Annotated in this window: 19 protein-coding genes; 5 read left to right on the forward strand and 14 right to left on the reverse strand. The window is 71.7% G+C overall.

Going from position 1 to position 24819, the window contains the following annotated elements:
* Positions 1-77 precede the first annotated feature (77 nt).
* Both pruA and OG276_RS10290 read right to left on the reverse strand, forming a co-directional pair.
* On the reverse strand, positions 78-1709 hold the full coding sequence (gene pruA, locus OG276_RS10285) for an L-glutamate gamma-semialdehyde dehydrogenase (protein WP_266904149.1): 1632 nt from the start codon (positions 1707-1709) through the stop codon (positions 78-80).
* Positions 1710-1742: 33 nt separating this feature from the next.
* Complete coding sequence (locus tag OG276_RS10290; RefSeq protein ID WP_266904151.1) at positions 1743-2669, reverse strand: proline dehydrogenase family protein; 927 nt, start codon at positions 2667-2669, stop codon at positions 1743-1745.
* Positions 2670-2870: 201 nt separating this feature from the next.
* On the opposite strand from OG276_RS10290, the gene OG276_RS10295 reads away from it, so the two are divergent.
* A complete protein-coding gene (locus tag OG276_RS10295; protein WP_266904153.1) occupies positions 2871-4142 on the forward strand; it encodes a CdaR family transcriptional regulator in 1272 nt (423 codons plus the stop codon).
* A 34-nt stretch (positions 4143-4176) separates the two neighbouring features.
* Here OG276_RS10295 and OG276_RS10300 read toward each other — a convergent pair whose 3' ends face one another.
* Entirely contained in the window at positions 4177-5049 is an 873-nt protein-coding gene (locus tag OG276_RS10300) for a hypothetical protein (protein ID WP_266904155.1), read from the reverse strand.
* A gap of 68 nt (positions 5050-5117) precedes the next feature.
* On the reverse strand, positions 5118-5720 hold the full coding sequence (locus OG276_RS10305) for a TetR/AcrR family transcriptional regulator (RefSeq protein WP_266904157.1): 603 nt from the start codon (positions 5718-5720) through the stop codon (positions 5118-5120).
* Positions 5721-5823: 103 nt separating this feature from the next.
* Between OG276_RS10305 and OG276_RS10310 the strand changes: the two genes are divergently transcribed.
* Entirely contained in the window at positions 5824-7374 is a 1551-nt protein-coding gene (locus tag OG276_RS10310; protein ID WP_266904159.1) for an MFS transporter, read from the forward strand.
* Positions 7375-7450: 76 nt separating this feature from the next.
* On the opposite strand, the gene serA is transcribed toward OG276_RS10310, so the two are convergent.
* From serA to OG276_RS10340, 6 genes are all read right to left on the reverse strand, one after another.
* Positions 7451-9040 (reverse strand): phosphoglycerate dehydrogenase, encoded by a 1590-nt coding sequence (serA, locus tag OG276_RS10315; protein ID WP_266904161.1) that lies wholly within the window; start codon positions 9038-9040, stop codon positions 7451-7453.
* Between the two features lie 291 nt (positions 9041-9331).
* On the reverse strand, positions 9332-10333 hold the full coding sequence (gene ilvC, locus OG276_RS10320; protein ID WP_266904163.1) for a ketol-acid reductoisomerase: 1002 nt from the start codon (positions 10331-10333) through the stop codon (positions 9332-9334).
* A 141-nt stretch (positions 10334-10474) separates the two neighbouring features.
* Positions 10475-10999 (reverse strand): acetolactate synthase small subunit, encoded by a 525-nt coding sequence (gene ilvN, locus OG276_RS10325; protein WP_266904165.1) that lies wholly within the window; start codon positions 10997-10999, stop codon positions 10475-10477.
* A 32-nt stretch (positions 11000-11031) separates the two neighbouring features.
* Positions 11032-12921, reverse strand: a complete 1890-nt coding sequence (locus OG276_RS10330; protein ID WP_266904167.1) for an acetolactate synthase large subunit — start codon at positions 12919-12921, stop codon at positions 11032-11034.
* A gap of 215 nt (positions 12922-13136) precedes the next feature.
* Positions 13137-15959 carry a bifunctional diguanylate cyclase/phosphodiesterase gene (locus OG276_RS10335; RefSeq protein ID WP_266912667.1) on the reverse strand — a complete coding sequence of 941 codons (2823 nt, stop codon included), beginning with the start codon at positions 15957-15959 and terminating at the stop codon, positions 13137-13139.
* Between the two features lie 363 nt (positions 15960-16322).
* Positions 16323-17279 (reverse strand): 2-hydroxyacid dehydrogenase, encoded by a 957-nt coding sequence (locus tag OG276_RS10340; protein WP_266904169.1) that lies wholly within the window; start codon positions 17277-17279, stop codon positions 16323-16325.
* 79 nt (positions 17280-17358) lie between these two features.
* Between OG276_RS10340 and OG276_RS10345 the strand changes: the two genes are divergently transcribed.
* The 3 genes from OG276_RS10345 (at position 17359) to OG276_RS10355 (ending at position 19988) form a co-directional block, all read left to right on the forward strand.
* Positions 17359-18360, forward strand: a complete 1002-nt coding sequence (locus OG276_RS10345) for an aldo/keto reductase (protein ID WP_266904171.1) — start codon at positions 17359-17361, stop codon at positions 18358-18360.
* Between the two features lie 194 nt (positions 18361-18554).
* The gene (locus tag OG276_RS10350; RefSeq protein WP_266912669.1) at positions 18555-19772 is read left to right on the forward strand and encodes a sorbosone dehydrogenase family protein; all 1218 of its coding nucleotides are present in this window, start codon (positions 18555-18557) and stop codon (positions 19770-19772) included.
* Between the two features lie 42 nt (positions 19773-19814).
* Positions 19815-19988: a DUF6191 domain-containing protein gene (locus tag OG276_RS10355; RefSeq protein ID WP_254385853.1), complete on the forward strand. Its 174-nt coding sequence runs from the start codon at positions 19815-19817 to the stop codon at positions 19986-19988.
* 64 nt (positions 19989-20052) lie between these two features.
* Here the strand turns inward: OG276_RS10355 and OG276_RS40795 are convergent, their stop codons facing one another.
* The 4 genes from OG276_RS40795 to OG276_RS10380 form a co-directional block, all read right to left on the reverse strand.
* Entirely contained in the window at positions 20053-23103 is a 3051-nt protein-coding gene (locus tag OG276_RS40795; RefSeq protein WP_323182407.1) for an AAA family ATPase, read from the reverse strand.
* Positions 23104-23184: 81 nt separating this feature from the next.
* Complete coding sequence (locus OG276_RS10370; RefSeq protein ID WP_266904173.1) at positions 23185-23352, reverse strand: hypothetical protein; 168 nt, start codon at positions 23350-23352, stop codon at positions 23185-23187.
* A 189-nt stretch (positions 23353-23541) separates the two neighbouring features.
* The gene (locus tag OG276_RS10375) at positions 23542-24135 is read right to left on the reverse strand and encodes a hypothetical protein (protein WP_266904175.1); all 594 of its coding nucleotides are present in this window, start codon (positions 24133-24135) and stop codon (positions 23542-23544) included.
* 124 nt (positions 24136-24259) lie between these two features.
* A complete protein-coding gene (locus OG276_RS10380; RefSeq protein ID WP_266904177.1) occupies positions 24260-24814 on the reverse strand; it encodes a GNAT family N-acetyltransferase in 555 nt (184 codons plus the stop codon).
* Positions 24815-24819 lie beyond the last annotated feature (5 nt).

Below are 24819 nucleotides of genomic sequence, written 5' to 3' on the forward strand. Positions count from 1 at the left end.
GGACCGCCGGACATGAAACCGCCCCCGCTCCGGACTTGGGGGTACCGGAACGGGGGCGGGGTTCAGCGGGGCTGGGATCAGCCCATGTGGGGGTAGCCGTAGTCGGTCGGGGCCACCAGGGTCTCCTTGATGGAGCGGGTCGAGGTCCAGCGCATCAGGTTCGAGGCCGCGCCGGCCTTGTCGTTGGTGCCCGAGGCGCGGCCGCCGCCGAAGGGCTGCTGGCCGACGACAGCGCCGGTCGACTTGTCGTTGATGTAGAAGTTGCCCGCGGCGAAGCGGAGCTTCTCCATCGCGTCGGCCGCCGCGTAGCGGTCCTGCGCGATGACGGCGCCGGTCAGGGCGTACGCCGAGACGGACTCCATCTGGGCGAGCATCGCGTCGAAGTCGGCGTCCTCGTAGACGTGAATCGCCAGGATCGGGCCGAAGTACTCGGTCGTGAAGACCTCGTTCTCCGGGTCCGTGCACGCGATGACGGTCGGGCGGACGAAGTAGCCCTCCGAGTCGTCGTACGTGCCGCCCGCGACGATCTCGCAGGTCGGGTCCGCGATGGCGCGGTCGATCGCGGCCTTGTTCTTCGCGAAGGAGCGCTCGTCGATGACCGCGCCGATGAAGTTCGTCAGGTCGCGGACGTCACCCATGGTGATGCCGTCGACCTCGGCCGCGAAGGCCTCCTTGAAGCCGTCGTTCCAGATCGAGGCCGGGACGTAGGCGCGCGAGGACGCCGAGCACTTCTGGCCCTGGTACTCGAAGGAGCCGCGGGTCAGGGCGGTCTTCAGGATCGCGCGGTCCGCGGACGGGTGCGCGACGACGAAGTCCTTGCCGCCGGTCTCGCCGACCAGGCGCGGGTAGGACTTGTACGTCTCGATGTTGGTGCCGACGGTCTTCCACAGGTACTGGAAGGTCTTGGTCGAACCGGTGAAGTGGATGCCCGCGAGCTCGGGGTGGGTCAGCGCCACCTCGGAGACGGCGATGCCGTCGCCCGTCACGAGGTTGATGACGCCCTTCGGCAGGCCGGCCTCCTCCAGGAGCTCCATGAGGAGGACCGCGGAGTGGGTCTGCGTCGGGGACGGCTTCCACACGACCACGTTGCCCATCAGGGCCGGGGCGGTGGGCAGGTTGCCCGCGATGGCCGTGAAGTTGAAGGGGGTGATCGCGTAGACGAAGCCTTCGAGCGGGCGGTGGTCGCTGCGGTTCCACACGCCGGCGGAGTTCGCGACCGGCTGCTCGGCCAGGATCTGGCGGGCGAAGTGGACGTTGAAGCGCCAGAAGTCGACGAGCTCGCACGGGGTGTCGATCTCGGCCTGCTGCGCGGTCTTCGACTGGCCCAGCATGGTGGAAGCGGCCAGCTTCTCGCGCCACGGGCCGGACAGCAGCTCGGCGGCGCGCAGGATGATCGCGGCGCGGTCGTCGAAGGACATCGCGCGCCAGGCCGGGGCGGCGGCCAGCGCGGTGTCGACGGCTTCCTGGGCGTCGGCCTGCGTGGCGTTCGCGTAGGTGCCGAGGACCGACTTGTGGTCGTGCGGCTGCACGACGTCGAAGCGCTCGCCGCCGCCCATCCGCTTGACGCCGTTGATCGTCATCGGGAGTTCGATCGGGTTCTCGGACAGCTGCTTCAGCTGCGTTTCGAGACGCGCGCGCTCCGGGGTGCCGGGGGCGTACGAGTGGACCGGCTCGTTGACCGGCACGGGGACCTGGGTTACAGCGTCCATGATGCGGGGTGCTCCTTGAGCTAGTGGGAGGGCCTAGTTCTTGGTGATCATCGAGCGGAGGAAGAAGAGCAGGTTGGCGGGCTTCTCCGCGAGGCGCCGCATGAAGTAGCCGTACCAGTCGGTGCCGTACGCCGTGTAGACGCGCATGCGGTGGCCCTCGGCGGCCAGCCGCAGGTGCTCCTCGCCGCGGATGCCGTACAGCATCTGGAACTCGTACTCGTCCAGCTTGCGGCCCGCCTTGCGGGCGAGCTCCTGGCCGATGGCGATCAGGCGCGGGTCGTGGGACCCGATCATCGGGTAGCCCTCGCCCTCCATCAGGATCTTCAGGATGCGGACGTACGCCTTGTCGATCTCGGCCTTGTCCTGGTACGCGACCTCGGCGGGCTCCTTGTAGGCGCCCTTCACGATGCGCACGCGGCTGCCGGCCGCGGCCAGGCGGCGGGCGTCGGCCTCGGTGCGGAACAGGTACGCCTGGATCACGCAGCCGGTCTGCGGGAAGGTGCGGCGCAGCTCCTCGTGGATGGCGAACATCGAGTCGAGGGTGGTGTGGTCCTCGGCGTCCAGGGTCACGGTGGTGCCGATGGCGGCGGCGGCCTCGACGACCGGGCGGACGTTGGCGAGGGCCAGCTCGTGGCCGCCTTCCAGCGCCTGGCCGAACATGGACAGCTTCACCGACATCTCGACGGTCTCGCCGAGGCCCAGGTGCGCCAGCTGCTCGATGAGCTGGAGGTAGGCGTCACGCGCGGCGTGGGACTGCTCCACCGTGGTGATGTCCTCGCCGACGACGTCGAGGGTCACCTCCAGGCCCTTGCCCGTCAGGTCCTCGACGATCGGGATGACCTGGTCGACCGTCTCACCGGGGATGAACCGGTTCACCACGGGCTTGGTCACCGGGGCGGCAGAGACGATTCGGCGCATCTTGTCGCTGCGCGAGGCGGCGAGGATCGCGGGACCCAGCACGGGGTACCTCCAACGGGGGCGGACAGAAGGAGACATTCAGCCCGCGCCGGGACGACGGAGGCCATAAGGAAAACGCAAGTAAAACCACCGTGAAACCTAGGGATCTCCCCGATCCTCTGCCATCGACAGCTGTCACGCATCCGTGGCCCGGATCTCATACATCTGTCTGAAGAGCGGCTTCGGGGGTGGGAGAATGTGCGAGTGAAAGGCGATTACCAGGACCTGGTGGACGAGATTTCGGCGCTGCTCGGCGCTCCGGCGACGCTGGAGAACCGGGACTTCCGCCTCATCGCCTTCGGCGCGCACGACAGCGATGACGATCTGGTCATGGATCCGGTACGGACCCGCTCGATCCTGACCCGCCAGTCGACGGCGGCCGTCCGGGCCTGGTTCGAGGGCTTCGGCATCGCCCGCGCCACCGGCCCGGTCCGGATCCCGGCCGCCCCGGACGCGGGCGTCTTCCGGGGGCGGATCTGCCTGCCGGTGCGCCACCGCGGGATCGTCCAGGGCTACGTATGGCTCCTCGACCAGGAGCCCGGCCCCGACGCGGAGTCCCTGGCCGCCGCCATGGAGGTGGCCCAGCGGATCGGGCTGCTGCTCGCGGAGGAGGCCCGGGCGGGGGCAGACCTGTCCCGGGAGTTCCTCGCCGTGCTCACCGCCGGGCGCGGCTGGCACCAGGACATGGCCGTGGCCGCGCTACGGGCGGCACTCGGCCCGGGCGCCGAAGGACCGCACGCCGCGGTCTGTGTGAGCCCGTGGTCCGGCGAGGCCCCGGCTTCGGTCCCGGGAGCGGCGGCCGTGTGCGTGGCGCCGGCGCGGGGGGCCGGCGAGCAGGAGCCCCGCCCGGGCGGCGGCGGGCCCGCGGGGCAGTCCCTCGCGGTGCTGATCAGGCTGCGCGGCGCGGACCCGCTGGCTCCGGCCCTCACGGCGATCTCCCGCCTGATGCCCCGCACGGCAGCCGGGGCAACCGCGGCGGCCGCGTCCGGCGGGGCGGCCGGAGCGGCCGGAGCGGCCGGGCCGCGCGGCGGCAAAGCAGCCACCCCCGGGGCCGCCACCGGAGTGACCGCCGGGGTGTCCGACCCCGTGCGGGCGCTCACCGAACTGCCCGCCGCCTGGCAGCAGGCCACCGCCGCCGCCCGGGCCGCCGCCGCCGGGCCGAGGCTCGGGCCGGTCGCGCAGTGGTCCGCGATCGGGCCGTACCGCATGCTGGCGTCCGTCGCCGAGGAGGCCCTGGACGACCCGGTGGCCCGCGCCCTGCGCGGCCCGGCCAATCCCGAACTGGCCCGGACCGCCGAGGTGTTCCTGGACTGCGCCGGCCAGGCGGGCCGCGCGGCGGCGGCCCTGGGGATCCACCGCCAGACCCTGTACTACCGGCTGTCCCGGGTGGAGCAGCTGACCGGCCTCGACCTGGACGAGGGCGAGGACCGCCTGCTCCTGCACATGGCCCTCAAGGCCGCCCGCCTGCACGGCTGACCGGGCCCCCGGCGGCGGGCCCCCTCAGCCCCCCTCAGCCCCCCGAGTACCCCAGCGCACGACCCGACACCGCGTCGATCAGGACCCGGTTCCCGAGCGGCCGGGTCAGCGTCACGGGGACCGTGGCCTTCAGCAGGATCGCCGGACACGCCGCGCCCTTCGGATGCTTCTCGGAGGGCAGGATGCGGGCGCCGAGGACCACCGTGTCGGCGCCTTCCAGGACTTCGACGGCGACTCCGCCGTCGCAGGCCCCGTGTCCGGATTCCACGGTGAAGGCGGCGCCGGTGGGGTCCACCACTCCGTGGCCGAACACCTCGGCGACGCCCCCGTCGAAGGGCTGCCGGGGTTCGATCGGCGGCCCGGGGGGCTCCGCGTTCGCCAGGGCGACCCGGGCGAGCGGTTCGGTGTACCCCTCCAGCTCGAAGAACCACACCGGGACGAGGGCGGGCCCCCGGCTGGTGTTCAGGGTCAGCTCGCCGGAGCGGGCGCCCGTGACGGTCAGAGGGCGTTCACGGGTGGGCGCCCGGCCGGTGAGCGCCTCGTACGTCGCGGTCGCGCTCAGCGTCGTGACGTCGAGGCCCGTGCCGTCGGACCAGCGGATCCGGACGGACTGCCCGGGCCGCGCGGGCAGTTCGCCGCGCAGGGCGAAGTTGCGCTCCGCGTAGGCGGTCTTGTCGTACCCGTCGCGGAAGGCGCCGGACGGCAGCCGCACGGGGTCCTCCAACAGGTGGAACCCCTCGCGCCACTCCTTCAGCGCCGCCGAACCCTCCCAGGCCCGCGCCACCTCCGCCATCCGCGTACGGAGGCCGGGCGCGCCGCCCCGCGCTCCGCCCGCGCTCCCGCAGCCGGCCACCGCCACCGCCACCGCAAGGAAGAACACCACCGCCGCGCTCACCGTACGTCTCACAACTCCCCCTCCACCCGGTCTGGTTCGGGAGTGGGACGGGGCCGGCGCGGCGGCGGTTCCGACTCCGCTTACGCGTCCCCGGCCGGCCCGTCCGAGACCTTCGCCTTCCCCATCGCCGCCACCGCCCGCCGCATCCCCTCCGTCAGTTCCGCCGGGGTCGCGGCCGACGCGGGGTCGAAGAGCCACTGGAGCATGAACCCGTTCAACAGGGCCTGGTAGAAGGCGCCCGCGGTCCGCAGGTCCTCCTCCGTCAGGTCCTCCTCGGGCAGGCCGGTGAACATCGAGACCAGCCCCTTGCGCCCCTCCCCCTGCGAGGCGGCGAGCATCGACCGCAGCTGCGGCATCCGGTCCCCGGCGAGGGCGATCTCCATGCTGGCCGACCAGACCGGCCCGGATGCCTCGTGACTGGCGTGCACTCCGTCCCATACCGAGCGGAAGCGCTCCAGCGAACCCCCCTCGCCCTCCACCCCGGCCGTGAACTGGTCACCCCATTCCTGGATGACGGCGATGTAGGCCTCCGTCATGAGGGCGTCCTTCGAGCCGTAGTGGTAGCCGATCGAGGCCAGGTTCGCGCCCGAGGCCTTGACGATGTCGCGGGCCGTCGTGCCCACGAAACCCTTCTCGACCAGGCACTTCTTGGCGCCTTCCAGCAAGTCTTCGCGATGTCCCATGCCGTCACGGTAGCCAAGACACCCGTCCAAGACAAACGTCCTACACAATCGTTCTATACAGCCGTACTAGACAGGTGTTTATGACGCTTGTACATTGCTGCTCATGACGAACCCCCAGAACCCCGCAGCGCGTCTCGCCGGTCGCAGGGAATGGACCGCCTTCACCGTTCTCCTGCTCCCCCTGCTCCTGGTCTCGATGGACGTCTCCGTCCTCTACTTCGCCATCCCGGCCATCACCCGGGAGCTGGACCCCAGCGCCACCCAGCAGCTCTGGATCTTCGACAGCTACGCCTTCGCCCTCTCGGGCCTGCTCATCACGATGGGCTCGCTCGGCGACCGGATCGGCCGCCGCAAGCTGCTGCTGGCCGGCGCGGCCGCCTTCGGACTCGCCTCCGTCGCCGCCGCCTACGCCTCCAGCGCCGAGATGCTCATCGCGGCCCGGGTGCTGCTCGGTATCGGCGGCGCGACCCTGATGCCGTCCACGCTCGCCCTCGTGCGCAACCTCTTCCAGGACGAGCGGCAGCGCGGCAAGGCCATCGCGCTCTGGTCCGGCGCCATGACCGGCGGCGTCGCCCTCGGCTCGGTCATGAGCGGAGTGATGCTGAACCACTTCTGGTGGGGCTCCGTCTTCCTGATCAACGTGCCCGCGATGCTGCTCCTGCTGGTCCTGGTCCCCGTGCTGGTCCCCGAGTTCAAGGACCCGGCGCCCGGCCGCTTCGACCTGCTGAGCGTGCCGCTGTCGATGGCCGCCGTGCTGCCGGTGGTCTACGGCCTCAAGGAGATCGCCGCCGAGGGCTTCGGCCCGCTCCACGCCGGCTGCCTCGCCGCCGGCCTGGCCTTCGGCTGGCTCTTCGCGCGCCGCCAGCGCACCCGCGGCGACGCCATGGTCTCCCGGACCCTCTTCCGGGGGCGCGGCTTCGGCGCCGGCATCGGCCTGAACACCGTCGCCGCCTTCGCCATGATGGGCTCGGCCTACTTCACCACCCAGTACCTGCAGTCGGTGCTCGGCATGGACACCCTGGAAGCCGCCCTCTGGAGCCTCGCCCCCTCGCTCCTCATCGGCGCCGCCGCCCCCGTCGGTGCGGCCCTCGCCCAGAAGACCGACCGGGCCTACGTCGTCTCGGGCGGCTTCGTCCTCGCCGCCGCCGGGTTCGCCCTGATCAGCCTGGTGGACACCGACTCGCTGTGGCTGCTGCTGACCGGAGCCGGGGTCCTCGCCTGCGGCATCGTCACCGTGATGGCCCTGGTCTCCGACATGGCGCTCGGCTCCGCCCCCGCCGAGAAGGCCGGCTCGGCCGCCTCCCTGCTGGAGACCGGCCAGGAGTTCGGCGGCGCCCTCGGGATGGCCGTCCTGGGCAGCCTGGGCACGGCCGTCTACCGCTCCGACCTGGCCGGCTCCGAGCCCGCCGTGCGGGAGACCCTCGGCGGGGCCGTGGCCACCGCGCAGGAGCTCGGCGGCGCGGCCGGCGGGCAGGTCCTGACGGCAGCCCGGGAGGCCTTCGTACACGGAATGCAGTACGCGGCCTGGGGCGGTACGGTCCTGCTCCTCGCGGCGGCGGTGCTCGCCACGGCCCTGCTCCGGGGACGCGGAGCCCCGGCCCCCGCCCCGGCTCCGGCGGAGCCGGCCCCGGCCGGCGAAGCGCTCGCGCGCTGAGCGGCGTAACGGGGCGGGACACACGAAAGGGCCCGGGGTCTCCCCCGGGCCCTTCGCTCTGTCCGCTGCCGCAGCGTCAGCCGAGGCTGACCGTACGGGCCGAGACGGCGCCGATCTCGGTGGCGATGTCCGCGAGGACGTTCACCGGGGCCTCGGCGTCGACGGTGAGGACCGCGAGGGCCTCGCCGCCCTCTTCGGCGCGGGCGACCTGCATGCCCGCGATGTTGAGGCCGGCCTCGCCGAGGATGCGGCCGACGGTGCCGACCACGCCCGGGCGGTCGGCGTAGCGCAGGACGATCATGTGCTCGGCGAGCGCCAGGTCCACGTCGTAGTCGCCGATGCCGACGATCTTCTGCAGGTGCTTCGGGCCCACGAGCGTGCCGGAGACCGAGACCTCCTGGCCGTCCGACAGGGTGCCGCGGACGGTCACCACGTTGCGGTGGTCCGGGGACTCCGAGGAGGTGGTCAGGCGGACCTCGACACCGCGCTCCTGCGCGAAGAGCGGGGCGTTGACGTAGGAGACCGTCTCGTCGACGACGTCCTCGAAGACACCCTTGAGCGCGGAGAGTTCGAGCACCTTGACGTCGTGCTGGGTGATCTCGCCGTAGACCTCGACGTCGAGGCGGACCGCGACCTCGCCCGCCAGCGCGGTGAAGATGCGGCCGAGCTTCTCGGCGAGCGGCAGGCCCGGACGGACGTCCTCGGCGATGACGCCGCCCTGGACGTTGACCGCGTCGGGCACGAGCTCGCCGGCGAGCGCGAGGCGCACCGACTTGGCGACCGAGACACCGGCCTTCTCCTGGGCCTCGTCCGTGGACGCGCCGAGGTGCGGGGTGCAGACGACCTGGTCGAGCTCGAACAGCGGGGAGTCCGTGCAGGGCTCCTTCGCGTACACGTCGAGGCCGGCGCCGGCCACGCGGCCTTCCTTGATGGCCGAGTACAGCGCGGCCTCGTCCACGATCCCGCCGCGGGCGGCGTTGACGATGCGGACGGACGGCTTGACCTTGTGCAGGGCCTCGTCCCCGATGAGACCGAGGGTCTCGGGGGTCTTGGGCAGGTGCACGGTGATGAAGTCGGCGACCTCGAGCAGCTCGTCGAGCGTCAGCATCTTGACGCCCATCTGGGCGGCGCGCGCGGGCTGCACGTAGGGGTCGTACGCGACGATCTTCATGCCGAAGGCCGACATGCGCTGGGCGACCAGGACGCCGATGCGGCCGAGGCCGACGACGCCGAGGGTCTTCTCACTGAGCTCGACACCCGTGTACTTGTTCCGCTTCCACTCGCCGTTCTTCAGGGCGGTGTTGGCCTGCGGAATGTTGCGGGCCGTCGCGACGAGCAGGCCACAGGCCAGCTCGGCGGCGGTGACGATGTTGGAGGTCGGCGCGTTCACGACCATCACGCCGGCCTTGGTGGCGGACGAGACGTCGACGTTGTCGAGACCGACGCCCGCACGGGCGACGACCTTCAGCTTCTTGGCCGCGGCGATGGCCTCGGCGTCGACCTTGGTCGCGGAGCGGACCAGGATCGCGTCGACGTCCACGATCGCGGGGAGCAGCTCCGCGCGGTCGGCACCGTTGCAGTGCCTGATCTCGAAGTCCGGGCCGAGCGCCTCGACAGTGGCGGGCGACAGCTCTTCGGCAATGAGTACGACAGGTTTCGAGCTCACGTGGGTCATCCTCACAAGTCCAGTGCGGACGGCCGTCCCGACGGCCGCAGGCGGTGGAGGGGGGTAGCCGCGTGGAAGACGCACGACACTGTGGGCCTGACGCGTTGTGTTGAGCAGTGTAGTGGCGGATCCGGAAGGGAATTCCGCCTGTACGGAAGGATCACCCGCACGAGATTGGCCGGGGTGGACAAGCGGTCCCCCGGAACCCGGTCGGGGCCCCCGTCGTACGGGTGCCTGAGCCGATGTGCCGCGGGGCCGGGACGCACCGTCCCGGCCCCGCGGCGGAGCGGATCAGCTCTCGTCGTTGTCGACCCAGCTCATCAGCTTGCGCAGCTTCTTGCCGGTGGTCTCCAGCAGGTGCGCCTCGTCGGCGCTCTTGTACTCGTTGTACTTCGGCAGACCGGCCTTGTACTCGGCCATCCAGGTGTTGGCGAACTCGCCGCTCTGGATCTCCGCGAGGACCTTCTTCATCTCGGCCTTGGTGGCGTCCGTGATGATGCGGGGACCGGTGATGTAGTCGCCCCACTCGGCGGTCTCGGAGACCGACCAGCGCATCTTCTCCAGGCCGCCCTCGTACATGAGGTCGACGATGAGCTTCAGCTCGTGCAGGCACTCGAAGTACGCGATCTCGGGCTGGTAACCGGCCTCGGTCAGCGTCTCGAAACCGGCCTTCACCAGCGCGGAGGCGCCACCACAGAGAACGGCCTGCTCACCGAACAGGTCGGTCTCGGTCTCCTCGGTGAACGTGGTCTTGATGACGCCGGCGCGCGTGCCGCCGATGCCCGCCGCGTACGACAGCGCGAGCTCGAAGGCGGAGCCGGTGAAGTCCTGCTCGACGGCGGCGATGCAGGGCACGCCGCGGCCTTCCTCGTACTGACGACGGACCAGGTGACCCGGGCCCTTCGGCGCGACCAGGGCGACGTCCACGTTGGTGGGGGGCTTGATGAAGCCGTAGCGGACGTTGAAGCCGTGGCCGAAGAAGAGCGCGTCGCCCTCTTCCAGGTGCGACTCGATGGAGGCGGCGTAGATCTCGGCCTGGAGCGGGTCCGGGGTCAGGATCATGATGACGTTCGCCCAGGCCGCGGCTTCGGCGACGGGCAGGACCTTCAGGCCCTGCTCCTCGGCCTTGGCCTTGGACTTCGAGCCCTCGTGCAGGCCGACGACGACGTCGACGCCGGAGTCACGGAGCGACAGCGCGTGGGCGTGGCCCTGGCTGCCGTAACCGATGACCGCGACCTTGCGGCCCTGGATGATGGACAGGTCGGCGTCGTTCTCGTAGAACAGCTCGGCCACTGGGATATCTCCTTGGTGCGCTGGTGTTGCTCCCACCGTACGGCGGGGAACGGAATACGTGGTTCTCGGTCTCGCCATACGAGCGAGCGAGAAACGGACGGGCGGGACACGACCGGGCCGGAGTCACCGGCCCGGCCGGTCTCAGGCGCTGCGGTCGAGCGCGCGCAGGCTGCGGTCCGTGATGGACCGGCCGCCGCGCCCTATGGCGATCGTCCCGGACTGGACGAGCTCCTTGATGCCGAAGGGCTCCAGCATCTTGAGCATCGCGCCCAGCTTGTCGGTGCCGCCGGTGGCCTCGATGGTGACGGCCTCCGGGGAGACGTCGACGGTCTTGGCGCGGAACAGCTGGACGATCTCGACGATCTGCGAGCGCGTCTCGTTGTCGGCGCGGACCTTCACCAGAACGAGTTCGCGCTCGATGGCGTTAACGTGCTCCAGCTCGACGATCTTGAGCACGTTGACCAGCTTGTTGAGCTGCTTGGTCACCTGCTCCAGCGGGAGGTCCTCGACGTTCACGACGATGGTGATGCGCGAGATGTCGGGGTGCTCGGTGACACCGACCGCGAGGGAGTCGATGTTGAACCCGCGTCGGGAGAACAGTGCGGCGATCCGGGCGAGGATGCCGGGCGTGTTCTCGACCAGGACGGAGAGCGTGTGCTTGGACATGTGAGTCGTTCTCTCTCTCAGGCTCTCTCGGCTCAGTCGTCTTCGTTGTCGCCGAAGTCGGGGCGGACGCCCCGTGCGGCCATGACCTCGTCGTTCGAGGTGCCGGCGGCGACCATCGGCCACACCATGGCGTCCTCGTGGACGATGAAGTCGATGACGACCGGACGGTCGTTGATCGCGTTGGCCTCGGCGATGACCTTGTCCAGGTCGGCCGGGTCCTCGCAGCGCAGTGCCACGCAGCCCATGGCCTCGGACAGTTTGACGAAGTCCGGGACGCGGGTGCCCATGCGGGGGGCGGCCGACTCACCGAGCTGGGAGCCGACGGCCGTGTCGGTGCCCGTCTCGCCCGCGTGCAGCACGGTGTTCGAGTACCGCTGGTTGTAGAACAGGGTCTGCCACTGGCGGACCATGCCCAGCGCACCGTTGTTGATGATCGCGACCTTGATCGGGATGTTGTTCAGGGCGCAGGTGGCCAGTTCCTGATTGGTCATCTGGAAACAGCCGTCGCCGTCGATCGCCCAGACGGTGCGCTCCGGCATGCCGACCTTGGCGCCCATCGCGGCGGGGACCGCGTAGCCCATGGTTCCGGCGCCGCCGGAGTTCAGCCAGGTGCGGGGCTCTTCGTAGTTGACGAAGTGCGAGGCCCACATCTGGTGCTGGCCGACGCCGGCCGTGTAGATGGTGCCCTTCGGTGCCAGCTGGCCGATCCGCTCGATGACCTGCTGGGGGGAGAGCGTGCCGTCCTCGGGCAGGTCGTAGCCCAGCGGGTACGTGTCGCGCCAGCGGTTGAGGTCCTTCCACCAGGCGGTGTAGTCGCCGGCGTTGCCGTCGTTGACCTCGGCCTGGACGGCCTGGATCAGGTCGGCGATGACCTCGCGGGCGTCACCGACGATCGGGACGTCCACGGCGCGGTTCTTGCCGATTTCGGCCGGGTCGATGTCCGCGTGGATGACCTTGGCGAAGGGGGCGAAGCTGTCCAGCTTGCCGGTGACCCGGTCGTCGAAGCGGGTGCCGAGCGCGATCAGCAGGTCCGACTTCTGGAGCGCGGTCACGGCGGTGACGGCACCGTGCATGCCGGGCATGCCGACGTTCTGCGGGTGGCTGTCCGGGATGGAGCCCAGGGCCATCAGGGTGGTGACGACCGGGACGCCGGTGAGCTCGGCGAGGACCTTCAGCTCGGCGGTCGCGCCGGCCTTCATGACGCCGCCGCCGACGTAGAGGACCGGCCGCTTGGCGGCGGCGATCATCTTGGCGGCCTCGCGGATCTGCTTGGCGTGCGGCTTGGTCACCGGCCGGTAGCCGGGGAGGTCCTGGGTCGGCGGCCACGAGAAGGTGGTCTTCGCCTGCAGGGCGTCCTTGGCGATGTCGACCAGGACCGGGCCCGGGCGGCCGGTGGAGGCGATGTGGAAGGCCTCGGCGATGGTCCGGGCGATGTCATCGGCCTTGGTGACCAGGAAGTTGTGCTTGGTGATCGGCATGGTGATGCCGACGATGTCCGCCTCCTGGAAGGCGTCGGTGCCGATCGCCTTGGAGGAGACCTGGCCGGTGATCGCGATCAGCGGCACGGAGTCCATGTGCGCGTCGGCGATCGGCGTCACCAGGTTCGTGGCCCCCGGACCGGAGGTGGCCATACAGACGCCGACCTTTCCGGTGGCCTGCGCGTAGCCGGTGGCGGCGTGGCCGGCGCCCTGCTCGTGGCGGACCAGGATGTGGCGGACCTTCTTGCTGTCCATCATCGGGTCGTACGCCGGGAGGATGCAGCCTCCCGGAATGCCGAAGACGGTGTCGCACCCCACCTCTTCGAGAGAGCGGATGAGGGACTGCGCACCCGTGACGTGCTCAACTGCGGCGGTCTGGTGTCCGCCGGAACGGGGCCGCGGCTGCGGATGGTGGGCCCCGGTGGCCTGCTCGGTCATCGGCATTCTCTTCTCGAAGCTGAGGGTTTTGCGAGGAGTGTTTTACGAGATTCGACGTTGCCAGTGCAACAAAAAACCCCTCGTGCCGGGAGGCAAGCGAGGGGAGCGCGTCGGGTGCGTTGAGCGGGGACATGCTGGTCCCAGCTTCAGCCGACGCGCTTTCCAAGTACGAGAATTCGGGTGCGCATGGCATTGACCCTCCCTCCGGCGGGAGGGTGATGTCAAGCGGGTGGGACGGGCGTCTCATTATGTGAGCCTCTGTGGATAACCATCGAGCCCCCTGGGGAACCACCGGCCAACGCGGGTTGGGCCGCGCCGCCCGGTACTGGGAACGTACCGCGCACGAGCGCTCGCCGCAGCCTGTACTCGTCCAGGGGTCCGGAGAAGGCCATTCCCTGCCCATGGCTGCAGCCCATCGCGCGCAGTGCCATGACCTGCTCCGGGAGGTCCACGCCCTCCGCCACCGACTGCATGCCGAGGTCGTTTGCGATCCGCAACAGACCCGCGGTGATCTTGTGCAGCCGGGGGGACTCCACGACCCCCTCGACCAGCCCGCGGTCGAGCTTGAGCATGTCCACGGGGAGCCGGCGCAGCGCGCTGATGGCCGCGTAACCGCTGCCGAAGCCGTCCAGGGCGATCAGTACCCCGAGCCGGCGCAGTGCCGCCAGGCGGCGCTCCAGGTCGTCGAAGGGCACCCTGGGGTCGGAGACGGCGAGCTCCAGGACGAGCGCGCCCGACGGCAGCCCGTTGCGGGTCAGCAGGGCCTCCACGGAGCCCAGCGGCATCGACCGGTCCAGCAGCCGCTGCGCGGTCATCCGTACGGCCACGGGGACGTCGTGCCCGGCCCGGTGGCGCTCGGCGGCCTGCCCGACGGCCTCCTCCAGCAGCCAGCGCCCCAGCTCGGCGGTGCGGGAGGCGTCCGGCACGGCCGGATGCCCGCCCTCGCTGTACTCGGCGACCCGCAGGAACTCGGCGGGGGTGAACAAGATCCCCTGGGCGGAACGCCACCGGGCCTGCGCCACCACGGCCGAGATCTCCCCCGAGGCCAGGGAGACCACGGGCTGGTGCAGCAGGGCGAACTCTCCGTCGTGCAGCGCGGTGCGCAGCCGCCCCGCCAGCTCGGCCTTGCGGACGACCTCGGCCTGCATCTGGGGCGCGTACATCTCGACCCGGTCCTTGCCGGCCGCCTTGGCCCGGTACATCGCGAGATCCGCGTTGCGCATCAGGTCCGAAGGGGTGATGCCGGGGTCCGCGAAGGCCACGCCGATGCTGGCGGCGACCCGGACCTCGCTGCCGGCGATCCGGTAGGGCTGGGCGAGGGTGGTGCGCAGCCGGTCGGCGATCTCGTGGACCTGGTACTCGCGGGCGCTGCGGTCGCGGTTGCCGTCGCCCAGGATCAGTGCCGCGAACTCGTCGCCGCCGAGGCGGGCCGCGGTGTCCCCGGCGCGGACCGAGTCCTGGAGCCGGCGGGCGGCTTCGATGAGCAGCTCGTCGCCGGCCTGGTGGCCGATGGTGTCGTTGACCGCCTTGAACCCGTCGAGGTCGATGAAGAGCACGGCGGTGCTGTGGTCCCCGGCCCGTCGGCCGCTGAGGGCCTGGCGGACCCGGCGGGTGAACAGGGCCCGGTTGGGGAGGTCGGTGAGCGGGTCGTGCTCGGCACTGTGCTGGAGCTGGGCCTGGAGCCGGACCCGCTCGGTGACGTCGCGGCTGTTCAGGATGAGGCCGCCCTGGTGGCGGTTGACGGTGGACTCCACATTGAGCCACTCGCCGTCGCCCGATCTGAACCGGCACTCGATGCGGGTGGTCGGCTCCTCGGCAGGCGGCGCGGCCAGGAAGCGGCGCACCTCGTGGACGACGCGGCCCAGGTCCTCCGGGTGGATCAGGGTGGCCAGCTCGGTGCCGACCAGCTCCTCCGCCTCGCGGCCGTAGACCCCGGCGGCGGCGGGGCTGACGTAGCGCAGGGTGCCGGTGGGCGCGGCGATCATGATGACGTCGCTGGAACCCTGGACCAGGGAGCGGAAGTGGTTCTCCTTCTGGGCCAGTTCCTGGGTCAGCGCGATGTTGTCGAGCAGCATGATGCCCTGGCGGATGACCAGGGCGAGCACGACCGTGCAGCCCGTGAAGACGACGACCCGGTCGACCTTCCGGCCGTCCACCACGTTGTAGAGGATGCCGAGGGTGCAGACGGCCGCCGCGAGGTACGGGGTGAGGGCGGGCAGGGAGCCGGTGATGGGGCGGCTGTGCGGCCGCTCGACGCGCGCGTGGGCGACGGGGTCGTGGCCGGAGCCGGGGCCGGGGTGCATGCGGCGGGCGCCCCAGGGCGCGTACGCGAGGAGGAGCGAGCCGGCGAACCAGCCGGCGTCGAGGAGCTGGCCCGACTGGTACTCGGCGCTGAGCAGCGGCGAGGTGAACAGCGCGTCGCTCAGCACGGTCAGGGCGAGGGCCGCGATGGCGGTGTTCACGGCGGAGCGGTTGGTCTCGGAGCGGCGGAAGTGCAGCACCAGCACCATCGAGACGAGCGCGATGTCCAGGAGCGGGTAGGCCAGCGAGAGGGCCGCGCGCGGGACGCTGCCGGGGGCGCCGGACTGGGCGGTGCGCGCGGCGTGCGCGAGGGCAAGGCTCCAGGAGAGGGTGAGCAGGGAGCCGCCGATGAGCCAGGAGTCGAGGCCGAGGCAGACCCAGCCCGCTCGGGTGACGGGGCGCTTCGCGAGGACGAGCAGGCCCACGATGGCGGGCGGCGCGAAGCAGAGGAAGGCGAAGTCGGCGAGCGAGGGCTTCGGCACGGCCTCGCCGAGGACCACCTCGTACCAGCCCCAGACCGCGTTGCCGCAGCAGCCCATGAGCGAGGAGAACGCGAACAGCAGCCAGGCCGGACGCTCCCGGCTGTCGATGGCGCGGGCGTAGGTGAAACAGGAGACGGCGGCCAGCAGGCCGGCGGCGCTGAGCCCGAAGTCGCCCATGATCTCGGCGAGTTCCTCGGAGCCCCAGCCGAGGGCGGCGCCGACGGCGTACCCGCTGCTGACCACCGCGAGGAGGAGCTGCATCGCCAGCGCCTTGCCGCTACTGCCACCACCGCCGCCGGTGAGGGGCCTGCGGGTCAGCAGCGCCGCCCCCGGGGTGCTCACCGGTCCCCCTCGCTGGCTGGTTCCGGCGCGGTCCAGTCCCGGCACCGTCGCCTCCGGCGGCTTCGCCGCATCGGATCCTTCGTCCATTGGCCGTGCATCGCCCGTCGCCCCCCAAAGTGTCCGATCACTCCCCAGCGCCAGACGTTCGTGGCGCAGCCCCTTGTTCCGGACGATACACCACTTTCGTCACTCAGGGACATAGTTTCTCTACGCTCCGTCACCAACAGGGGAGTTGGGCCCACGGAGCGCATCCGGACGAACGCGGAGCGTGCGCGTCGCGCGCTATTCCGTGATCAACACCGTGTTGTCCACGGGCTCTCCGGCGGCGAACTTCCGGAGCTGACGGGCCACCAGGCGCTTGGCCCGCGGCTCGAACGCCGAGCTGCTTCCGCCCACATGGGGTGTGATCAGGACCCCCGGAGCATGCCAGAGCGGATGGCCTGAAGGCAGCGGTTCCGGATCGGTGACGTCCAGCGCGGCGCGCAGCCGGCCCGACTCCACCTCCGCGAGAAGGGACTTGGTGTCGACGACGGGTCCGCGGGCCACGTTCACGAGCAGCGCGCCGTCCTTCATGCGGCCGAGGAACTCCGCGCCCGCGAGCCCCCTCGTCTCCTCCGTGAGAGGTGTGGAAAGGATCACCACGTCGGCCCCGGGCAGGAGTTGGGGCAGCTCGGCGAGGGCGTGCACCGGCCCGCGCGCCGTGGTGCGCGCCGTCCGCGCGACCCGGACGATCCGCTCGCACTCGAAGGGGGCGAGCCGGTCCTCGATGGCCGCGCCGACCGCTCCGTAGCCGATGATCAGTACGGACTTGTCCGCGAGGGCCTCGTAGAACCCGAAGCGCCACTCCTCGCGGTCCTGGCCGCGCACCATGCCGGGGATCCCGCGCAGGGAGGCCAGGATCAGGGTGAGGGTGAGCTCGGCGGTGCTCGCGTCGTGGACGCCCTTGGCGTTGCACAGCCGTACGCCGGGGGCCAGGTCACCGAGGCCGCCCAAGACGTGGTCGACCCCGGCGGTCAAGGTCTGGACGACCCGCAGGTGCGGCATCGCGGGCAGCGGGCGCAGGGTGACGGCCGGGGACTTCATGTACGGGGTGACGTAGAAGACGCAGGCGGCCGGATCGGCCGGGAAGGTCTCCTCACCGTCCCACTGCCGGTAGCGGAAGGAATCGGGCAGTCCCTCGACCTCCTCGGCGGGGAAGGGGAGCCAAACGTCGAGGGTCTCGGGAATCTCTGCGGTCATGATCAGGAGGCTATGCCAGGGGATCCGGATCGAGCCGTTAGTTTGTGTGCCGGACCGGGAGGACCAGGGGGGACGCACGGTGGAGCGCAGGTCGATCGGGGCGGGGGCGCTGACGGTGGGTGCCGTCGGCCTCGGCTGCATGCCGATGAGCGGGGCGTACGCGCCTTCGCGAAGGCGGCGCGAGGACTCGCTGCTCACCGTGCACACGGCCCTCGACCTGGGGGCGAACCTGCTCGACACCGCCGATCTGTACGGCCCCTACACCAACGAGCTGCTGCTCGGCCGGGTGCTGCGCGAGCGCCGCGCCGACGCCTTCGTGTCCGCGAAGGCGGGGCTGCGGGCCGACGGGGTGCACGTGGTGGCCGACGGGCGCCCCGGGTACCTGCGGCGGGCCTGCGACGCCTCGCTGCGGCGGCTGCGCACCGACGTCATAGACCTGTACCAGCTGCACCGGGTGGACCCGGACGTGCCGGTCGAGGAGTCCTGGGGCGCGCTGGCGGAGCTGGTGGGCGCGGGGAAGGTGCGGGCGCTGGGCTTCTGCGCGCTGGGGGCGGGCACCGGGCCGGGCGCGGGGCGGCGCGGGGACCCCGCGTACGAGACGACCGTGCGGCACCTGGAGCGGGCGCAGCAGGTGTTCCCGGTGAGCGCGGTGCAGGCGGAGCTGTCGGTGTGGTCGCCGCAGGCGGCGTGGCGGCTGCTTCCGTGGTGCGCGGCGCGGGGGGTGGGTTTCCTGGCGGCGATGCCGCTGGGGAGCGGGTTCCTGACCGGGACGCTGGTCCCGGGCGAGGGGTTCGAGCCCGAGGACGTACGGGCCAGGCATCCGCGGTTCACGGCGTACGCGATGGCGGCGAACCAGGTGCTGGTGGCGGGGCTGCGGCGGGTCGCGCGGCGGCACGGGGACGGGGTCACGGCGGCGCAGGTGGCGCTGGCGTGGGTGCTGGCGCAGGGTCCGCAGGTGGTGCCGGTGCCCGGGGCCGGGCAGGCGCGCTGGGCGGCGGAGAACGCGGGGGCGGCACAGGTGCGGCTGACCGCCGAGGACCTGGTGGAGCTGGCGGAGCTGCCGGTGCCGATGGGGGCCTGAACCACTCGATCGAGTGTACGAGTGGCGGAACTTGGGGCATGGTCGGCGCTGTTGAGTCGTGTGAGGGCACGATCGGAGGACCGGAGGGGAGTACGGCGATGCGATACGGACACGAGCAGGGACAGGGACAGGGACGGGAACCGGAGGGGGCGGGGCCGGACCTGGAGCGGGTGCAGGGTCGGGCGGGGGCGCCGATGCGGTCGTACGGCGCCCCGCGCGGCCGGGCCCGTGGGGTACTGGCGGCGTTCGCCCTGGCGGGATGCGGGGCGCTGCTGGCGGCGGGGTGCGCCCCGCCGAACGGCGCCGGAGCCCGGCCGAGCGATGCGCCACCGGGCACGAAGGCGGGCTCCGCGCCGCCGGCGGCCTCGGGCGCTCCCTCCGCCTCCGCTTCGGCCGCGGGGCCGCCGGCGCCGCCTGCAAAGGGCCAGGTGACGGTGACCGGCGTGGCCGCCCAGGGCCTGGAGTCCCCGTGGGGGGTGGCTCCGCTGCCCGACGGGAACCTGCTGGTCGCCTCGCGGGACAAGGGCACGATCAGCCGGGTCGACGTGGGCACGGGCGCCGTGACCCCCGTCGGCAAGGTGCCCGGGGTGGCCCCGGGCGGCGAGGGCGGGCTGATGGGCCTGGCCCTGTCCCCTTCCTTCGCCTCGGACCTCATGGTGTACGTCTACTTCACCACCGAGTCCGACAACCGCATCGCCCGGCTGCGCTATGACGAGAAGAGACCGGCCGGCGAACAACTGGGCGCGCCCGACACGGTGTTCAGGGGGATCCCCAAGGGGCTCATCCACAACGGCGGACGGATCGCCTTCGGCCCGGACAAGATGCTCTACGCCGGGACGGGCGAGACCGGGGAGACCGGGCTGGCCCAGGACAAGAAGTCGCTCGGCGGAAAGATCCTGCGGATGACCCCGGACGGGGAGCCGGTGCACGGCAATCCGGAGGCCGACTCGGTCGTCTACTCGTACGGGCACCGCAATGTGCAGGGCCTCGCCTGGGACAAGGACAAGCGGCTGTGGGCGGCCGAGTTCGGGCAGAACACCTGGGACGAGCTGAATCTGATCGAGCCCGGCGCGAACTACGGCTGGCCGGAGGCCGAGGGCAAGGCGGGCAAGCCGGGGATGCGCGATCCGGTGGCGGTGTGGAAGACCGACGAGGCCTCACCGAGCGGGATCGCCTGGGCGCAGGGCTCCGTCTGGATGGCCGGGCTGAGGGGGCAGCGGCTCTGGCGGATTCCGCTGGCCGGGGCGGAGCCGGCGGCTCAGCCCGAGGCGTTCCTGGCGGGCGAGTACGGCCGGCTGCGCACCGTGGTGCCCCTCGGTGGGGACAGATTGCTGCTGGTCACGAGCGAGACGGACGGGCGCGGGTCGCCGGAAACCGGCGACGACAGGATCCTGACACTGACGGTGCGATGACCGGCGGGCCCCGGCAGGGGGACGAAAGGTGCGGTGGACGCGATGTTCAACATGATCGAGGAGCTGTTCAGTCCGGGGCGCAAACACACGGACGAGGAGAAGAAGCGGCTGGAGCTTTCCCGGATCGACGTGAATGACGGCGACCCGGGAAAGGGTCCGATAGACCTGGACTCCGGCAAGGTGCTCATACGCCCGAAGGAGCACCCGGCGGCCTGAGGCCTGATGCCTGATGCCCAGCGGGACGTCGCCTGTACCTACACCTTCGCCTTCACCGTTGCCATCACCGCGTCCCGGCCGGCTGGTGGGCGGCGGGGCCGAAGAGCCGTAGCCGGTGGGCCAGGGCGGCGGCCTCGCCGCGGCCCGCGACGCCGAGCTTCGCCAGGATGTTCGAGACGTGAACGCTGGCCGTCTTCGGGGAGATGAAGAGCTCCTCGGCGATCTGGCGGTTGGTGTGGCCCGCCGCGACCAGGCGCAGCACGTCCCGTTCGCGGCTGGTCAGGCCCAGCGCCTCGACCGGGTCGGCCTCCGGAGCGAGCAGGGCCTTGGCTGCGGCGTCCACGGGGATGAGGGGCAGCCTGGCGCGCTGCGCGAGCAGGGCCAGGTCCTCGCGGAGCCTGCGGGCGCCGAGCTGCTCCGAGGCGGCGTAGGCCTCCTGGAGCAGTCCTGCGGCGGCCTCGCGGTCCCCGCCGGCCGCCAGCAGAGACTCCACGAGCCGGTACCGGGCCCTGGCGAGCAGGTAGGGGCGCTCCAGGGGGCGTACGGCCGCTTCCACGGCCGTCCAGTCGGCGACGGTGTCCCGGGCCTCGGCCCGCAGCAGCTCGGCCCTGAGGTACTCGGAGTGGGCGGTCCACACCGGGGCCGGGGTGGCCAGGGTCCGGGCTGCGGCGCGCAGCACCGTCAGTGCCTCCTCGCGGCCGGCCTCCGCGACCGGCAGGCCACGGGCCTCGGCTTCGGCCGAGGCGGCGGCGAGCAGCAGCGGCCAGGCGTAGCGGTGGTTGCCGAGCGGGAAGCCGTAATCGATGACGGCGGCCACCTCGCTGCGGACGTCGGCCATCCGGCCCTCCCCCGCCGCGACGCCGATCGCGAGGCGGAACAGCGGGATCCGGTGCTGGGGCTGGCCGTCGTGGGACCCGAAGTGGGCGCGGGCGGCGGTGAGCTGGCCGGCGGCCTCGGCGAGTTCGCCGCGGGCCAGGGCCAGGTAGGCCAGCCGTACGACGGCTGCGGCGCGCGGGGCGGCGCTGCTGACGAGGGTCAGGGTGCGCCGGGCCTGCGTCGCGGCCTCCTCCCACCGGCCGACGCTGTACAGGCTCTCCGCCAGGTTCCCCCGGATGTAGGCCTCGGAGTCCATCAGATGGGAGTTCTTGACCAGCTCGGCACCTTGTTCGGCCAGTTCCACGGCTTCGCGGGACCGGCCCAGGCCTTCCAGATGAGAGGTGAGGTTCACGTGCGCACGTCCCACCAGCATGGCGAGTCCGAGTTCGGCGGCCCGGTCCTTGACCGCGTACATCTCGGCGAGGCCGCGCTCGGGGTCCCCCGAGTCGACGAGCAGGCTGCCGACGGTGATCCGGGCGTTGAGCTCGGTGTCCTCGGCACCGACCATCCGCGCGTACTCCACGGCGCGTTCGGCGGCGACCAGGTTGTCGGGCCCCGGCTTGTGGAGCATGCCCCAGCTCGCGGCCCGGACCAGGACGTCGGCGTGCACCTGGGACGGGGGCAGCCCGCGGACGAGCTCCTGCGCCTTGGCGAGCTCCTCCCAGCCGTCGCCGCGGGCGAGGCTGGCGATCATCCGGGAGCGTTCGGTCCAGAACCAGGCGGCGCGCAGTGGGTCGTGGCCGTCCTCAAGGAGCCGCAGGGCCGTCTTGGTCAGCTTCAGCGCGCGTTCGCGCTCGCCGCCGAAGCGGGCCGCGACGGTGGCTTCGGCCAGCAGGTCGAGGCGTTGCAGTGGGGTGGTCGCCGGGTCGCAGCCGCAGGGCGGGTAGACCTCGGTGTAGTCCGCCGGGCGCAGTTCGGTGCGCACGTCCTCCGGTACGGCCTCCCACAGCTCCATGGCCCGCTCCAGCAGGCGCAGCTGCTCGGAGTAGGCGTGCCGGCCCCGGGCGGCCACCGAGGCCGCGAGCACGGCGGGCAGGGCCTTGACCGCGTCGTTGGCGTAGTACCAGTAGGTGGCGAGGCGGATGACCCGCTCCTCCGCGCGGATCAGCGAGTCGTCCTGTTCGAGCTCCTCGGCGTAGCGGCGGTTGACGCGGGCGCGCTCGCCGGGCAGCAGGTCGTCCGAGACGGCCTCGCGGACCAGGGAGTGGCGGAAGCGGTAGCCGTCGCCGTCGGAGGTGGCGAGGAGGATGTTGGCGCCGACCGCCGCGCGCAGGGCCTCGATCAGTTCGTCCTCGGTGAGCCGGGTGACGGCGCGCAGCAGGGGGTACTCCACGGTGGAGCCGCCCTCGGCGACGATGCGCACGACGCGCTGCGCGGCGTCCGGGAGGACTTCGACGCGGACGAGGAGCAGGTCGCGCAGGGATTCGGTGAGGCCGGTGAGGCAGCCACTGGCGCGGGAGGCGACGAGTTCCTCGACGAAGAAGGCGTTGCCGTCGGAGCGGTCGAAGACCGATTCGACGAACTCCTCGTCGGGCTGCGAGGCGAGGATCCCGGCGAGCTGGCGGCGCACTTCGGCCCGGTTGAAGCGGGACAGCTCGATGCGCTGGACGGTGCGCAGCCGGTCGAGCTCCGCGAGGAGCGGGCGCAGCGGGTGGCGGCGGTGTACGTCGTCGGCGCGGTAGGTGGCGACCACGACGAGCCGGCCGCTGCCGAGCGCGCGGAAGAGGTAGGAGAGCAGGTGCCGGGTGGAGGTGTCCGCCCAGTGCAGGTCTTCCAGGACCAGGACGACGGTGCGGTCGGCGGCGAGGCGTTCCAGCATCCGGGCCGTCAGTTCGAAGAGCCGGGCGGTGCTCTCCTCGTCGTGCGGGCCGCGCGGGGTCTCGCCGAGTTCGGGGAGGATGCGCGCGAGTTCGTCCTCCTGGCCGACGGCTGCTGCGGCCAGTTCGCCGGGGAGCAGGCGGTGCAGGGTGCGCAGCGCCGTCGAAAACGGGGCGAAGGGAAGTCCCTCCGCCCCGATCTCCACACAGCCTCCGACGGCTACGACCGCGCCGCGGCGGTCGGCCTCGCAGAGGAACTCCTCGGTGAGGCGGGTCTTCCCGACCCCGGCCTCGCCGCCTATGAGCAGTGCCTGCGGCTCCTGGCCGGCGGCGCGCGTCAGGGCGTCGGTGAGTACGGCCAGTTCGTCGGCTCGGCCGACGAACACCGGGCTGACAGATCTGGTCTCCACGTCGCCGAGCATCGCACAGAGGCCCTGGCCATCGGCACTGGATATTGCTGCGCTTCTCATCACGTGCCGGTTCGCACGGTCTCGCGACGCGGGCTACGCGGCGCGGGTGAACCGGCCGCGCTGCCCTCTCACCGACCCCTCCGGTTCCTGGCTCCGGGAGAAGGAACGGCGGGCCTTCTTCGCTTCCCGGACCAGACGGTAGGCGTCGGCCTCGCGGATGAGGTCTTCGCGGCGGGCGGTGGCGATCTCGTACTCGAACATCTCGTGCTCCCTGGTTCGCGTTTCTCGGACACCTCGTTCGGTGTGATCCAAGATTCGCGCCCCAGGGGGTGCCGGCACATCGGGAGCATGCCGCATCTGCGGGAGCCGGGGGGCCTTAGGCCGGGACCCGAGGTCCCTGAGGTGGCCTAAGGCAGTACCTAGGCGGACCGCCGGACGGCAGCGAACGGACTAGGCGGCGGGGGCCGTCGGGAGGGCGAGGACGTACATGAACGCGAAGGCGATCACGCCGATGGCGGCGACGACGACGGCCGCCCAGGACACGGAGCGGACCCAGGCCGGGAGGGTGCGGCCGGGGGTGCCGAAGGCCGGGCGGGCCAGCACGAAGACGGCGATGAGCAGCGCGATCGTCGACAGGACGCCGTTGAACAGGGCGGTCATGTGCCAGGCGTTGCCGTACAGCGCCTCGATCTTGTCCTCGGTGGTGGTGGCGGTGGCGGAGCTGATCTGGCCCTTCAGGGTCTCGCGCTCGCCTATGACGCGGGAGGTCCAGCTGCCGCTGAGGGCGACCAGGCCGAGACCGGCGGCGACGATCGCGGAGGCTCCGGAGGCGACACCACTGCTCGGCTCCTCGTCGGCCGCGGCATCGAGTTCGTCGAACTCGGCGTCGAGGTCGGCGGCGAGCTCCTCGCCCTGGACCTCCTCGGCGGCGGCGGCGGTGTCCGCGGCGGCCGGGGCGGTCGTCTCGTCGGTGGCGGCCTTCTTCAGGTCGGCCGGGGAGTCCGCCTCGGGAGCGGTCGGGGCGGGGGTCTTCGTGGTGTCCATGCGGGGCACCGTAGGCGGCTTTTCTGAGAGGTTCCTGAGAATCCGGCCGGGCAGCGGGCGGCGCCCCGCCCCGGTCCCCCGGGAGAACCGGGGCGGGGCGGGGGCGAGCGCGCGCGGGGGGTGGTCAGGCGGGGCGGGCCGCGGACCACTCGTGGGTGAGGAGCGCCCAGATCTCGGTGTCCTGGCGGACGCCCCGGTGCAGGTGGTTCTGGCGCAGGACGCCTTCGCGGCTCATGCCGAGGCGCTCGGCCACGGCGAGGCTCTTCTTGTTGCCGGTGGCGGCGTGCCATTCGACGCGGTGCATGCCGCGCTCGCCGAAGGCGTAGTCGATCAGGACGCGGCAGGCCTTCGTCACCAGGCCGCGGCCGGCCGCGGCGGGCTCCAGCCAGCAGCCGATCTCGCAGTTGCCCGTCCCCGCGTCGAACGCCGGGAAGAGCACCCCGCCCACGAGGGTGCCATCGAGCCGGATCCCGAAGAACCGCGCGCCGTCCTCCCCCGCCGTGAGCGCGTACTTGGCCAGCAGGGCCCGGGCGGACTCCAGGTCGGACGACCGGTCCGGGAAGCCGACGTACTGGCCGATGAACTCGCGTCCGCGTTCGATGTGGGCGAAGAACTCCTCCGCGTGCCGGGCTTCCAGCGGGAACAGCTGGGCGTCGTCGGCGAGGTCTATCGAGAACATGCGCG

This window comes from Streptomyces sp. NBC_00086 (assembly GCF_026343255.1).
Classification (GTDB): Bacteria; Actinomycetota; Actinomycetes; order Streptomycetales; family Streptomycetaceae; genus Streptomyces.

Coding starts and splice junctions, on each gene's coding strand:
- OG276_RS10350 (WP_266912669.1), top strand. CDS start 18,555: ATGCGGTCGTACGGCGCCCCGCGCGGCCGGGCCCGTGGGGTACTGGCG.
- pruA (WP_266904149.1), bottom strand. CDS start 1,709: ATGGACGCTGTAACCCAGGTCCCCGTGCCGGTCAACGAGCCGGTCCAC.
- OG276_RS10310 (WP_266904159.1), top strand. CDS start 5,824: ATGACGAACCCCCAGAACCCCGCAGCGCGTCTCGCCGGTCGCAGGGAA.
- OG276_RS10355 (WP_254385853.1), top strand. CDS start 19,815: ATGTTCAACATGATCGAGGAGCTGTTCAGTCCGGGGCGCAAACACACG.
- OG276_RS40795 (WP_323182407.1), bottom strand. CDS start 23,103: ATGCTCGGCGACGTGGAGACCAGATCTGTCAGCCCGGTGTTCGTCGGC.
- OG276_RS10380 (WP_266904177.1), bottom strand. CDS start 24,814: ATGTTCTCGATAGACCTCGCCGACGACGCCCAGCTGTTCCCGCTGGAA.
- OG276_RS10335 (WP_266912667.1), bottom strand. CDS start 15,959: ATGCAGCTCCTCCTCGCGGTGGTCAGCAGCGGGTACGCCGTCGGCGCC.
- OG276_RS10375 (WP_266904175.1), bottom strand. CDS start 24,135: ATGGACACCACGAAGACCCCCGCCCCGACCGCTCCCGAGGCGGACTCC.
- OG276_RS10305 (WP_266904157.1), bottom strand. CDS start 5,720: ATGGGACATCGCGAAGACTTGCTGGAAGGCGCCAAGAAGTGCCTGGTC.
- OG276_RS10340 (WP_266904169.1), bottom strand. CDS start 17,279: ATGACCGCAGAGATTCCCGAGACCCTCGACGTTTGGCTCCCCTTCCCC.
- ilvN (WP_266904165.1), bottom strand. CDS start 10,999: ATGTCCAAGCACACGCTCTCCGTCCTGGTCGAGAACACGCCCGGCATC.
- OG276_RS10330 (WP_266904167.1), bottom strand. CDS start 12,921: ATGCCGATGACCGAGCAGGCCACCGGGGCCCACCATCCGCAGCCGCGG.
- OG276_RS10370 (WP_266904173.1), bottom strand. CDS start 23,352: ATGTTCGAGTACGAGATCGCCACCGCCCGCCGCGAAGACCTCATCCGC.